The following is a 12,946-nucleotide window of genomic DNA, read 5'->3' on the forward strand; positions in this document are numbered from 1 at the left end:
GACAGGAATATAAGTATATGGTACAGCAGATTGAAATAACCCTGAAGCCGAAGCATAGAGGCTTCCACTTGGTGACGAGTGAGATTATGAGCCAGTTGCCAAAGTTACCGAAGACGGGCATCATGAACATCTTCACGAAACATACCAGTTGTGGACTAAGTATCAATGAGAACTGCGATCCAGATGTGCGTGTGGATATGGAAACCATCTTCAACCGTCTGGTTCCGGAGAACAGACCGGAATATGAACACACATTGGAAGGTGCCGATGACATGCCTGCCCACGCCAAGTCAACGTTGAGCGGTGTCAGCATCACCATTCCCATCACCGATGGTCGTCTGAACCTCGGCACCTGGCAAGGCATATATTTTTGTGAGTATCGGAATTACGGCGGTTCAAGACGATTGGTTGTGACCATCATCGGAGAATAGCATTTTTTTTGTTATGAATGATTATTTGAGTTATGAATATAGAACAAGTACGGGAATACGCGTTGTCGCTTTACGGTGTAACAGAAGACCAACCGTTTGGCGATGATATTATCACCTTCCGCCTGGAGGGCAAGATCTTTCTCTGTCTTTCCTTAGGCAGTGAGAATGATGATATGAAAGACTCTGCCCCAAGACTGGCATTGAAGTTGTTGCCAGCCAGGAATGAGGAACTAAGAGAACAATGTCCGGCTGTGACACCAGCCTGGCATTGGAATAAGAAGCATTGGAGCGATGTCTATTATGAACAAGTGGAGGACACGCTTGTGAAAGCATGGATAAAAGAGTCGTATCACCTGGTCGCATCTAAACTCCCCAAAGCTGTTCGACAGAAATACGAGTGTCCAACTTGAATGATTGCTTAACAAATCTTATAAAATGCAAGTCGTAACCGAATTGTAACCACCATTTTTGGTGTGTATGACTTTGTTTTTTGTATCTTTGCAGAAAAATAAGCAAGGATATGACGATGGGGTTGTTTTTCAGATTGCTTGGTTCGCTGGCCCTGCTCATCTATGGTATGAAGACGATGAGCGACGCCTTGCAGAAAATGGCGGGACCAAGTTTAAGACACATATTAGCCCGTATGACAGGCAATCGGCTGAGTGGCATGCTGACAGGAACGATGGTGACTTGTGCCGTGCAGTCGTCGTCGGCCACAACGGTCATGACGGTCTCGTTTGTCTCAGCAGGACTGCTCACGTTGGCGCAGGCCATATCAGTCATCATGGGTGCCAACATCGGCACGACACTCACGGCATGGATCATGTCGTTGGGATATAATCTTGACCTGACCGCAGTTGTGTTTCCTGCTTTCTTCATCGGCATGGTACTCATTTATAAGAAACACCACCGAGTAGCGGGTGATTTTCTTTTCGGACTGGCTTTCCTTTTCTGGTCGCTGGTTATGCTGAGTAGTGTGGGGCGCGATATGGATCTGGCCCATAATGACGATGTCGTTAACTTCTTCGCCTCATTCGACACAGGCAGCTATCTCACGATCCTTGCTTTTCTGGCGGCCGGCACTGTTATCACCTGTGTGGTACAGTCATCGGCAGCAGTGATGGCTATCACCATCCTCTTATGCTCTACGGGGGTGTTGCCCATCTATATGGGTGTTGCCCTGGTGATGGGCGAGAACATCGGCACGACAGCCACAGCCAATCTTGCAGCCCTTGGTGCTGGTACAGAGGCACGACGGGCGGCACTGGCCCATCTGTTGTTCAACGTGTTTGGCGTCGTGTGGGTATTGGCAGTATTCTATCCCTTTGTCGATATGGTGTGCAGACTCGTCGGCTATACTCCCTCTATGTCTGGACAGGCCGAGCGGATACCTGTCGTGCTCGCCATGTTTCACACTTGCTTTAATGTGCTGAACACGATGTTGCTCATCGGGTTGATTCCCCAGATGGAACGCCTTGTCTGTAGGATCCTTCCTGACATGGCAGTGGCGGAGAAACAGCCTACCACGCTGCACTTCATCAGTGGCGGTGTGATGCAGACTCCTGAGATTGCCATACTTCAGGCGCAGAAGGAAATCGTTCATTTCTCTGAACGTATGCACAGTATGTTTGGGATGGCGTGCGCTCTGATAGACGAGACGGATAAGAAAGAGATAGAGAGTCAGTATGCGCGTATCGAACGCTATGAGACCATAGCTGACAACATGGAGATTGAGATCGCAAAATATCTGGAACAGGTGGGCAATGAGCATCTATCGGACGATTCAAAAGAAAAGACACGTATCATGCTTCGCCAGATTGGTGAACTGGAATCTATCGGTGATGCCTGTTATAAGATTGCCCGCACTGTGCGCCATCTACGCGAAGACAAGGAGGACTTTACTGCTGGTCAATATGACAGGATGCACGATTTGCTACGACTGGTGAACGAGGCGATCGTGCAGATGATTGTCGTGGTGAGCGGACGGCGTAATGACCTCTCTTTGGCAGACTCTCTTTCCATCGAGGACGACATCAATGAGCTTCGCAACCAACTCAGGAGCGAGACGGTGATGGGGGTTAACTCGCATCAGTATTCCTATGCACTTGGTACGTTCTATAATGATATCGTATCCGACTGCGAGAAAATCGGCGACTATGTCATGAATATCGTTGAAGCCCGTCTGGGTAAGCGCCTGCTCAGCTATAACGGCCTGTGCATGAATCTCGACAAAAAAGCGGTGACTGTTGATGGCAATCCCGTCAATCTGACCCGCACCGAGTTTGATCTGCTCCAACTGCTTCTGACCAATCGCGGAAATGTACTCTCGCGCAGGCAACTGATGGATACGGTCTGGGCAGGTGTCATCGTGACAGACCATACCATCAATGTCAATATCACTCGCTTGCGCAAAAAACTAGGACCATATGCTCAGAACATCATCAGCCGTACAGGTTTCGGATATTTGTTTGAGGAGTAGAGGTGGTATACTGATGTGTTAAATTAATGTTAAATTCTTTGTTTCTCTTGACTCGTCCCTAAGGGAAGGTTATAACTTTGTAATCGCTTAGCAAATTATCGCGCGAATGAGTTATAAAACGAAATTAAAAATCGGAGAGTTCTCACAGTTGATGCAGGTCACAGTAAAGACCTTACGTCATTATGAGCAGAAAGGACTACTTGTGCCTGACGAGGTAGATGAGTGGACGGGCTACCGTTATTACAGTATAGAACAGATGCAGAAGTTGCAGACCATCCGCGATCTGCAACGACTTGGTTTCTCGTTGGATGAGATCAAAGACTTATGTGATTCATATTCGCATACGCCCAGTATCCGCCAGCTGACTGAGAAGATAAAGGAAACGGAGGTTCAACTGCAGAAACTGATAGCCCGTCGTAACCGACTGCTTGAATGGAGAAATGCTCGCAAAAAAATGAAGACAATGGAAAAATTCAGTATTCAGTCACTACCAGAGATTATCGTGGTAAGTCATCGTGAAGTTCTACCCAACTATGCTGCCATAGGTCCTATGTATGTCAAAAAGATTGCTCCAGAGATGCAGCGTATGGGTTGCAAATGTCCACTGCCAGGTTACTGCTTTACCGTTGAACACGATAAGGAGTACAAACCGACAGATGTCGATATCGAGTATTGTGAACAGGTGATGGAGATGGGCGAGGATAGTCCTATCATCCAGTTTAAACGTCTGCCTGCTGTGCCAAAAGCCCTTTGTATGAAACATGTTGGTCCGTATGAGCGCTTTTACGAATCGTTTACCGAGGCCTTCCGTTATATCGAGGAACAGGGTTATAAACCTGTCGGCCAGCACCGCACCTGTTATATTGATGGCGCCTGGAATCAAGAGAACCCAGAAAAATGGCTATCAGTCATTCAGATTCCAATAGAATAAGATAGGTGATTATGTGTGGACAGACTTCTATTTCTTTGAATATAAACGCCATTAGCATGGCGATGTAAGGCATCTGCGGAAGTAAACAAAATTTACCTAGTGTTCGAACAATCCTGAGAACCCCGTTTTTAGGGCGTTTCAGCGCCCTCGGGGTTTCCTTCGGGGAAAGTCCGACTTTCCTCCGACGAAACCCTCGTTTTCCTCCGAGCAAAGTATGACGTTGCAGGAAACCTTCTGTAGCCTTGTCTTCAGAAGTCCAGATTTTGTAAATTTATTCTGTCAATATCCTCCTTGATGTCATGGGCATCGGTAGACAAATAGACAAGTAGACAAAAGACAAAATGTTTTTGTCTTTTGTCTACTTGTCTACTTCCTGTCTTTTCCTAACGGTGTTGACTTCGTACGGATATTGTTTACTCTTCATATTTCTTTTGTTTACAAATGTGATGATAAAAAGGTTATAACAATACAACCTTTTCAGGTATATTCTACATGCTTATTCTGTCAGAATTCACAAAAATGCGAATTTGGAGATAAAATTCTATAATAATTGGGGTATTCTATAGTTTTGCTATATATTGGAGAGAGTTTTTCAACCATTATATATATATATATCACTTTCCCACGCAGAAGTTTTTAAAGATATTTCCGAGGACTTCGTCTGTGACAATGCGGCCTTGGCCGGTGATGTCGGCAAGGTCGTCTAAGACAAGTCGCAGATCTTCAGAGATGAGGTCTCCGCTAAGGTCTGACTCAAGGCCTGAGAGTACCCGTGAGAGGTTGTCGTGGGCCTTGGTAAGTGAATGGTACTGTCGGGCTGAGGTCACGATGATATCCTGCTCTGTGAGTTCCGGGATGTCGGCTGATTTGAAGATGGCGCTTTCTAATAGGTTGATGTTGGAGCCGTGTTTGGCAGAGATATTGATGACGGTCATGTCTTTCAAGGCTGGAAGCGTTGAGGCTGCATCATCCGAGAGCTGCGCGATGTCTATCTTGTTTCTGATGATAATCAGTGACTTGTCTTTCGTCCGTTCGAGCATTTCGTGAATGTCTTCTGCGGCAGGGTTGGAATCGATAATCCATAGTATGATTCGGGCTTTATCGATAGCGGCATAGGTGCGCTGGATACCAATCTGTTCTACCTCATCTGTGGTCTGACGAATACCTGCTGTATCGATAAACCGGAAGGTGACGCCATTGATATCAATCGTGTCTTCAATCGTGTCTCGGGTGGTTCCATGTATGGAAGAGACGATAGCTCGGTCGTCGTGGAGTAAACGGTTGAGGAGGGTCGATTTCCCAACATTAGTTTTGCCGACGATGGCTACGGGAATACCGCTTTTCAGAACCTGACCAGTCTCGAATGAATGGGCGAGGGATGTGATGCGATTGCCTATTTTATTCGCAATGTCCAATAACTCGCTACGATCGGCAAATTCCAGGTCTTCATGGTCTGAGAAGTCGAGTTCGAGTTCGAGGAGGGAGGTCAGTTTTAGCAGTTGTCCACGAAGGTTCGCAAGCTCTGATGAGAAGTGTCCTCGCAGTTGGTTCAGTGCGATGTCGTGTGTGGCCTTATTGGAAGAGGCTATCAAGTCGGCAACGGCTTCTGCCTGTGAGAGATCCATCTTGCCATTGAGGTAAGCTCGCTGAGTATATTCGCCTGGTTCTGCCATGCGGCATCCATTCTGAATCAGGAGTTCAAGAACCTTATTTAAGATATAGCGTGAACCGTGGCACGATATCTCTACGCAATCCTCACCGGTATAGGAGTGGGGAGCACGGAACATGCTCACCATACATTCATCGACGATCTCTGTGTCGTCTTTGATATAGCCGTAGTGAATGGTGTTGGCCTCTGCCTCGGAGAGGTCTTTGGAGAAGATATGAGAAAGAATCTCAAGCGCCTGAGGGCCTGAGATCCTTATTATACCTAGTGCGCCACCAGGGGCGGTGGCCAGAGCGCAGATCGTCTCGTTGATATTCATTTCTTCTTAGTCCAAGTATTAGCAAAGATGAATGTCGGGATTATATGCGATCAAGAACTTTCTGGATGAGGGTATCTATACTGTTCTTATATTCCGTGTTCATCTTTTGGGCATAGCGGTTGGCAATGACCATGCAACAAGTCATGGCACGGTGCCCCAGTAACGAGGCCATTCCTGCCAGTGCAGAGGATTCCATCTCGAAATTGCAGATCTTCATGCCATCGTATTCGAAACTCTCGATCTTCTCGTTCTGCTTGGGGTCTTCGAGGTCTGCACGAAGCACACGTCCCTGAGGTCCATAGAAGCCCCCACAAGAGATGGTGTAGCCACGTACCATGTCGTCTTTGGCTATCTGGTCGATGAGCTGGGCATCGGCAACAGACACATAGGGCGACCCTTTGATGGGGTTCCACTGCATGTGCTGTTTGAAAGCCTCTTCGAGCTTCAGGTCACATACCTTATTACGATTGGCATAGTAGTTCAGCAGACCGTCAAAACCTATACTCTTCACGCTGGCCACAAAGCAACCGGTTGGGGTGTTAGGCTGAAGACCGCCACAAGTGCCGATGCGCACCATCGTGAGTGTGCGGTGCTCGCTCTTTTCCTCACGGGTGTGATAATCGATATTGGCGAGTGTGTCAAGCTCATTAGCTACGATATCTATGTTATCGCAGCCGATGCCATGACTCTGTACTGTGATGCGCTTGCCTTTATATATACCTGTGATGGTATGGAATTCGCGGCTACTGACCTCGCACTCCTTCATGTCGAAGTGGTCTGCTACTGTATCTACACGGGCGGGATCGCCCACAAGGATAATCTTGTCGGCCAACTGCTCTGGCTTCAGATGCAGATGGAAGCATGAGCCGTCTGCATTGATGATCAGTTCTGATTCTGGAAAATGTTTCTTACTCATAGACTTGATATGTTTTAGTTAATAACTTTTACTTCTTCGTTGCGTATCTGTTTCTCGAGCGTCTTCACACGAGTGTTGAGTCGTTGCAGTTCTTCCTCGGAGCGGAGCATATCTTGGCGTAAGGCCTGTCGTTCTGCGCTATCTGCCTTGGCATAGTAGTCGCGCGACTTACCGAGTCTATCCTCGAGATCTTGTTGTAGCTTACGGGCAGAGATGAGTTGCTTGTAGAGCGAGGCGGCCTTGGGAGAACGGAAATCACTAGCATCGGAGTAGGTGAGGGCATCACTGACGACGAACACGGGGTTGACACCTGTGTGCCGACGGGGTGAGTCGACAGAGACATTGGACTTGCCATTCATCGAACTCATACGCGCGAGTGCCTTCTCTCGCTCCTTACCATCGCCCCACGTGTCGGCGATACTTGTGATGTTGGCGAAATCGCTGATCTGTTGCTCCGTATATACGGATGAGTCGTAGGTCTTACGACTATCAGCAGGGATAAACACATAGACACACACCTTGTCCTCGGGTTGACGGCGGTCGCTGACAAAGTAACCAATCCGGTTGGTCTCGTCAATGGCAAACATATAATCGTTGGCCTCGGAATTAAAAGGCATGCCGATGTTCTCTGGTTTCAGGAAACGGTTACTACGAGAGTCGTAGCGTGTGAGGAAGATGTCGTAGCCTCCGATACTCTCTTCGCCCTTACCGGCAAAGTAGAAGGTGACACCGTCTGTCAGCATAAAGGGGAACGAGGCTTCGCTGATGCCCTCGCTGATACCCTGAAGGGGCACAGCCTGACTCCATTCGTTACCCAACTTGTCGCTTGTATAGAGCTGCTGACGCAGACTGTCGTCGGGCAGGGAGAAATAGATTTTGTTGCCCATCTCATTACGGAAGAGATAGCCTTCCATAGACTTACCGAAGAATTCCTGGCAAGTGGTGAGCGTACCTGTCTCGGAAGAGAGACGGAATGCCGTCAGAAAATGCTCCTTGTCTGTGACGATGCTGTCGATGATCACGATCTGTTGGGTCATCTCACGCATGTTGGTGATGCGGGGATCCTCTTGTGGTACCTCGATAACGGGCTCTTTCTTCAACACACGCTTCTTACGCTTCTGAGCACATAATGAGAGTGGCAGAAGTACGACGAGCGTGAGTATGGCAACCTTCCTAAGATTCATCTTCTATTCCTCCATAAGTTTGTTGTCGGCCTCGAGAGCTCCCCAGATATTGTAACGTACCTCAGGGTTCATCTGCTCGAGTGCATCGTATAGTTGTTTGATGTCCGTGCGATGCGAGTTGGTCTCGTAGGGACAGAGCTTCTGCTGTTTCTGATATCCCTGCATCTCTGCCCATATCTTGATGTCGGTCTCTGGAATCAGACACAACGGACGGATGATGGTCAGCGGCATCTTTCGCATCTTCAGACTCACGGGCATTGTGGCGAAACGGGCTTGGTAGGTGAGGTTCATTAGGGCCGTGTGGATGAGGTCGTCTTGATGATGCCCCAAGGCAATCTTGTTACAGCCCATCTCCTGTGCGAGATTGAACATAATCTTACGGCGGTTCCATGAACAGAGGAAACAGGGCTGCTTCTGTTTGCGGAGTCGTTCCGTAGTCTCTGTAGCCTCCACCTCAAACCTCGTCGTCCTCACATGGAGCGTTACACCCAGATCGTCGCAGAACTGCTGCAGATAGCTCGTGTCCGTCTCATAGTGGATGTTCTCCATCCTCACATGTAGGGCCTCTACCTTAAATCGCGGGTGCAGGATCTTTGCGCGCTCTGCCAAGAGTTCCGTCAACAGGAGCGAGTCCTTTCCACCGGATAGCCCCACGAGTATATGGTCATCATCTTCTATTAGATGATAAGTAGCCATCGCCTTGACAAATCGCTCGTTCAAACGATGCCAGAGACGATGGCTCTCTTTATTCTGATTAAGCCTCTCCACGAAGATGCTTATCCATGTTCAATGCTGCACGACGACCGTCGCCCATGGCGAGAATCACCGTGGCACCACCACGTACGATGTCACCTCCGGCGAAGATCTCGGTACGAGAAGACTGCATGGCTTCATTCACGACGATGGTGTTCTTACGACCCAACTCCAAACCCTCGATGCTCTTCGGCACGAGTGGGTTGGGCGAGACACCGACAGCCACGATCACCTGGTCGACATCAAGTGTAACGGTCTTGCCTTCAACGGGAACAGGACTGCGACGACCTGATGCGTCAGGCTCACCCAGCTCCATCACCTGCAGCACGGCCTGCTTCACAGCACCCTGCTCATCAGCGATATACTCGATCGGATTATGCAGTGTCAGGAACTTGATGCCTTCCTCCTTGGCATGCTTCACCTCCTCAAGGCGGGCTGGCATCTCTACCTCACTACGGCGGTATACCAGCGTGACGTCAGCACCCAGGCGCTTGGCTGTACGACAAGAGTCCATAGCGGTATTACCACCACCCACAACGAGCACGCTCTTGGCGGGGTTCAATGGGGTGTCGGTGGTAGGATTAGCTGCATCCATCAGGTTCACACGCGTGAGATACTCGTTCGACGACATGATGTTGATGCTGTTCTCACCGGGGATATTCATGAAGTTGGGCAGACCGGCACCAGAGCCTACGAAGATGCCCTTGAAGCCTTGCTCCTCCAACTGCTCCACGCTGATGGTCTTACCCACAATGACGTCGGTCTGGAAGTGAACACCCATCTTAGCGAGGTTCTCAATCTCCACATCCACAATCTTGTTGGGCAGACGGAACTCGGGGATACCATATTTCAGCACACCGCCGATCTCGTGCAGGGCCTCGAACACATAGACGTCGTAACCCTTCTTGACCATGTCACCGGCGAAACTCAGTCCGGCAGGACCGGAACCGACGACGGCAATCTTAATGCCGTTGGCAGGAGCGATCTCTGGCAGAGAGATATTTCCGCTCTCACGCTCATAGTCGGCAGCGAAGCGCTCCAGATAACCGATAGCCACGGCGGGCTCGTTCATCTTCAAGTGAATACACTTGCTCTCACACTGCTTCTCCTGCGGACAGACACGACCACAGACAGCGGGGAGGGCTGAGGTGTTCTTCAGCACTTTGGCGGCAGCCAGGAACTCTCCTCGCTCGATGTTCTTGATGAACGACGGGATATTGATATTCACGGGACAGCCCTCTACACAACTGGGCTTAGCGCAGTCGAGACAGCGCTTAGCCTCTGTCATGGCCATCTCCTTGGTGAGTCCGATGTTAACTTCCTCTGTGCGTGTTGTGGCACGGTATACGGGGTCGAGCTCAGGCATCACTACACGCTCAATCTGCGTGCGCTCCTTGGGCTTCATCGAAGCACGGAGCTCCTTGCGCCATTCCGCGTCACGGTCGGTGAGAACCTCAATAGACACCTCATCCGCCTTCTGCGAAGGAGAGACAGCCTTTGCGGCATCTGAACGAGACAGTCCTTCTTCTCCTGCGGGGCAGAGCGGGGAGGTCGTATCCAGATGCTCCTCGAAATGCGCCAGCTCTTCTTGTTCCTCGCGCTTGAAGGTACCCATGCGCTTGAACATCTCGTCCCAGTCGACCAATGCTCCGTCGAACTCAGGACCGTCGATACATACGAATTTGGTTTTGCCACCGATGGTGAGTCGGCAGGCACCGCACATACCTGTACCGTCTACCATGATGGTGTTCAGCGATACCTCACAGGGGATATTGTGCTTCTGTGCCGTGAGGTTCGAGAACTTCATCATGATTGGGGGACCGATAGCGAACACCTTGTCAACATGCTCCTGTTCGAAGAACTTCTCCATGCCGACGGTGACAACACCTTTCTCACCGTAGCTGCCGTCATCGGTCATGATAATGACTTCATCAGAGCTCTCACGAACTTTATCCTCGAGTATGATGAGATCTTTTGAACGGCCGGCCATTACGGAAAGCACACGGTTTCCTGCTGCCTTCAACGCCTGGATGATGGGGAGCATGGGAGCCACGCCAAGGCCACCACCTGCACATACGACTGTACCGTATTTCTCGATCTTCGTAGGATTACCCAGAGGACCAACCACGTCAGTGACGTAGTCGCCTACATTGAGCATACATAGTTTTTGGCTAGAGAGCCCCACCTTCTGCACCACCAAGGTGATGGTACCTTTCTCAATGTCTGCAGCAGCGATGGTCAGCGGCATGCGCTCACCTTTCTTGCCTACACGCACAATAACGAAGTTACCTGCTTTACGGCTCTTCGCAATCAGTGGAGCTTCGATCTCGAAAAGAAAAACGTTTTCAGAGAATTGTTCTTTTCTTACAATCTTGTTCATATCGGTCTTTGTTTAGTAATGGTATGTGGTTAGAATTATTTGTCGTTGATGATATCAAAACCGCAATAAGGTATGAGGGCCTTCGGGATGCGAATGCCTTCCTCTGTCTGGTTGTTCTCCAGAATAGCGGCCACGATACGTGGCAGAGCGAGAGCAGAACCGTTGAGCGTATGACAAAGCTCGGGTTTCTTAGTCTCAGCATTACGGTAGCGGCACTTCAGACGGTTAGCCTGATAGGTGTCGAAGTTCGAGACAGACGAGACCTCAAGCCAACGGCCCTGGGCCTCGGAGTAAACCTCAAAGTCATAGCAGATGGCGCTAGTAAAGCTCTGATCGCCACCGCAAAGCAGCAGGATCCTGTAAGGGAGCTCCAGCTTCTTCAGCAGTCCCTCGACATGTGCTAGCATCTCCTTGTGGCTCTCCTTAGAGTGGGAGGGCTTGTCGATGCGTACGATCTCAATCTTTGAGAACTCATGCAGACGGTTCAGACCGCGTACGTCCTTACCGTAGCTGCCGGCCTCACGACGGAAGCACTGTGTGTATGCGCAGTTCTTTATAGGCAACTGAGCCTCGTCAAGGATGACGTCACGGTAGATGTTCGTGACGGGAACCTCTGCTGTCGGAATCAGATAGAAATCGTCAATCTCACAATGATACATCTGCCCTTCTTTGTCAGGCAGTTGACCAGTACCATAACCAGATGCCTGGTTGACCACCGTCGGAGGCATGATCTCTGTGTAACCAGCCTTGCGGGCTTCGTCAAGGAAGAAATTGATGAGGGCTCTCTGCAGTTGGGCACCCTTACCGATATATACCGGGAATCCGGCACCCGTGATCTTTACACCAAGATCGAAGTCGATTAGATTATATTTCTTAGCGAGCTCCCAATGGGGCAGGGGATTGGCGATACCCAGTGAGGGGTTCACATCCCAGTTGCCTACCGTATCATTGTCGGTGCACTCTTTCAGGTTGCTCTTCACGACACGGTTGTCCTCAGCGGCTTTTCCCTCAGGAACCTCGTCGTAGGGGATATTCGGAATCTGACACAGCATGGCGGTCATCTCTTCCTGAGCTTTGGCCATAGCCTCGTCCAGATCTTTCGATTTCTCTTTCAGCTGAGACACCTGAGCCTTCACCTGCTCTGCCTCGTCTTTCTTGCCCTCTTTCATGAGCCGACCAATCTGGCCGGACAACTGCTTCTGCTCGTTTAGGCATTTGTCGAGCTCCTGTTGTGCTTCGCGACGCTTCTTGTCGATGGCGAGCACTTGGTCTATGGCCTCCTTAGCTCCAGTAAAGTGTTTCTTTTCCAAGCCGCGGATCACGCGCTCGGTTTCCTCATTGATGAGTTTGAGTGTTAACATGTCAAAATACGTATTTTAATGATTATAATCTCTTTTAGCTGCAAAGATACGAATAAATGAGCGCAAAAACAAAGAAACTTGTTTCTTTTTTTGCCGAATGAGAGTATCTTCGCCGTCGCAGACGGCAAAGATACAAATATAGTACAAAAAAACAAAGAAACAAATAAACAAATAAAAAAAAGGCAGAAATCCCAAATCTCTTATGAGAAATGGGATTTCTGTTGTTTGTTTGGAATAAGTGTTATTTGTTGGTCTTAAGCCTCTGCGTTTGGAATAACAGAGACAACGCTCTTATCGCGCTTTCCCTTGTGGAACTCAACAGTTCCATCAACGAGAGCGTAAAGCGTATCGTCCTTACCAATAGCTACGTTGTTACCGGGGTTGTGCTTGGTACCGCGCTGGCGAACAATGATGTTGCCTGCGAGACACTGCTGACCACCGAAGATCTTGATGCCAAGTCGCTGAGCTGCTGACTCACGGCCGTTCTTAGAACTACCTACACCTTTTTTATGTGCCATTTCTTGTT

At 49.4% G+C, this 12,946-nt stretch carries 11 protein-coding genes and 1 pseudogene; 5 read left to right on the forward strand and 7 right to left on the reverse strand.

Annotated elements, in window-relative coordinates; translation table 11 throughout:
* The first annotated feature begins 17 nt into the window (after positions 1 to 17).
* The 5 genes and pseudogenes from BMY63_RS00175 (at position 18) to BMY63_RS00190 (ending at position 3,841) form a co-directional block, all read left to right on the forward strand.
* The gene (locus tag BMY63_RS00175) at positions 18 to 431 is read left to right on the forward strand and encodes a secondary thiamine-phosphate synthase enzyme YjbQ (protein ID WP_091913941.1); all 414 of its coding nucleotides are present in this window, start codon (positions 18 to 20) and stop codon (positions 429 to 431) included.
* A 32-nt stretch (positions 432 to 463) separates the two neighbouring features.
* Positions 464 to 841, forward strand: coding sequence for an MmcQ/YjbR family DNA-binding protein (locus BMY63_RS00180; RefSeq protein WP_091899180.1), 378 nt, complete (start codon positions 464 to 466; stop codon positions 839 to 841).
* 110 nt (positions 842 to 951) lie between these two features.
* A pseudogene (locus tag BMY63_RS00185) lies at positions 952 to 2,625 on the forward strand (Na/Pi cotransporter family protein); the annotation flags it as partial.
* Positions 2,626 to 2,649: 24 nt separating this feature from the next.
* On the forward strand, positions 2,650 to 2,910 hold the full coding sequence (locus BMY63_RS12420; protein ID WP_255397432.1) for a winged helix-turn-helix domain-containing protein: 261 nt from the start codon (positions 2,650 to 2,652) through the stop codon (positions 2,908 to 2,910).
* Positions 2,911 to 3,016: 106 nt separating this feature from the next.
* Entirely contained in the window at positions 3,017 to 3,841 is an 825-nt protein-coding gene (locus tag BMY63_RS00190; protein ID WP_091899181.1) for a MerR family transcriptional regulator, read from the forward strand.
* Positions 3,842 to 4,455: 614 nt separating this feature from the next.
* Here BMY63_RS00190 and mnmE read toward each other — a convergent pair.
* From mnmE to rpmA, 7 genes are all read right to left on the reverse strand, one after another.
* Entirely contained in the window at positions 4,456 to 5,826 is a 1,371-nt protein-coding gene (mnmE, locus tag BMY63_RS00195) for a tRNA uridine-5-carboxymethylaminomethyl(34) synthesis GTPase MnmE (RefSeq protein ID WP_091913943.1), read from the reverse strand.
* 40 nt (positions 5,827 to 5,866) lie between these two features.
* Positions 5,867 to 6,742 (reverse strand): nucleoside phosphorylase, encoded by an 876-nt coding sequence (locus tag BMY63_RS00200; RefSeq protein ID WP_091913945.1) that lies wholly within the window; start codon positions 6,740 to 6,742, stop codon positions 5,867 to 5,869.
* 14 nt (positions 6,743 to 6,756) lie between these two features.
* A complete protein-coding gene (locus BMY63_RS00205; protein ID WP_091913947.1) occupies positions 6,757 to 7,926 on the reverse strand; it encodes a hypothetical protein in 1,170 nt (389 codons plus the stop codon).
* 3 nt (positions 7,927 to 7,929) lie between these two features.
* A complete protein-coding gene (locus BMY63_RS00210; RefSeq protein ID WP_091913949.1) occupies positions 7,930 to 8,694 on the reverse strand; it encodes a PP-loop family protein in 765 nt (254 codons plus the stop codon).
* Positions 8,681 to 11,059, reverse strand: coding sequence for a bifunctional dihydroorotate dehydrogenase B NAD binding subunit/NADPH-dependent glutamate synthase (locus tag BMY63_RS00215; protein WP_091913951.1), 2,379 nt, complete (start codon positions 11,057 to 11,059; stop codon positions 8,681 to 8,683). The genes BMY63_RS00210 and BMY63_RS00215 overlap by 14 nt, the downstream gene beginning before the upstream one ends.
* A 35-nt stretch (positions 11,060 to 11,094) precedes the next feature.
* On the reverse strand, positions 11,095 to 12,420 hold the full coding sequence (gene serS / locus BMY63_RS00220; RefSeq protein WP_091899192.1) for a serine--tRNA ligase: 1,326 nt from the start codon (positions 12,418 to 12,420) through the stop codon (positions 11,095 to 11,097).
* A gap of 254 nt (positions 12,421 to 12,674) precedes the next feature.
* Positions 12,675 to 12,938 (reverse strand): 50S ribosomal protein L27, encoded by a 264-nt coding sequence (gene rpmA / locus BMY63_RS00225; protein WP_091899193.1) that lies wholly within the window; start codon positions 12,936 to 12,938, stop codon positions 12,675 to 12,677.
* Positions 12,939 to 12,946 lie beyond the last annotated feature (8 nt).

It is taken from the genome of Prevotella aff. ruminicola Tc2-24 (assembly GCF_900110895.1).
GTDB lineage: Bacteria > Bacteroidota > Bacteroidia > Bacteroidales > Bacteroidaceae > Prevotella.

Excerpts from the sequence above, each read along its gene's own strand:
- BMY63_RS00175 (WP_091913941.1), top strand. The coding sequence starts at position 18 with ATGGTACAGCAGATTGAAATAACCCTGAAGCCGAAGCATAGAGGCTTC.
- BMY63_RS00180 (WP_091899180.1), top strand. The coding sequence starts at position 464 with ATGAATATAGAACAAGTACGGGAATACGCGTTGTCGCTTTACGGTGTA.
- BMY63_RS12420 (WP_255397432.1), top strand. The coding sequence starts at position 2,650 with ATGAATCTCGACAAAAAAGCGGTGACTGTTGATGGCAATCCCGTCAAT.
- BMY63_RS00190 (WP_091899181.1), top strand. The coding sequence starts at position 3,017 with ATGAGTTATAAAACGAAATTAAAAATCGGAGAGTTCTCACAGTTGATG.
- mnmE (WP_091913943.1), bottom strand. The coding sequence starts at position 5,826 with ATGAATATCAACGAGACGATCTGCGCTCTGGCCACCGCCCCTGGTGGC.
- BMY63_RS00200 (WP_091913945.1), bottom strand. The coding sequence starts at position 6,742 with ATGAGTAAGAAACATTTTCCAGAATCAGAACTGATCATCAATGCAGAC.
- BMY63_RS00205 (WP_091913947.1), bottom strand. The coding sequence starts at position 7,926 with ATGAATCTTAGGAAGGTTGCCATACTCACGCTCGTCGTACTTCTGCCA.
- BMY63_RS00215 (WP_091913951.1), bottom strand. The coding sequence starts at position 11,059 with ATGAACAAGATTGTAAGAAAAGAACAATTCTCTGAAAACGTTTTTCTT.
- serS (WP_091899192.1), bottom strand. The coding sequence starts at position 12,420 with ATGTTAACACTCAAACTCATCAATGAGGAAACCGAGCGCGTGATCCGC.
- rpmA (WP_091899193.1), bottom strand. The coding sequence starts at position 12,938 with ATGGCACATAAAAAAGGTGTAGGTAGTTCTAAGAACGGCCGTGAGTCA.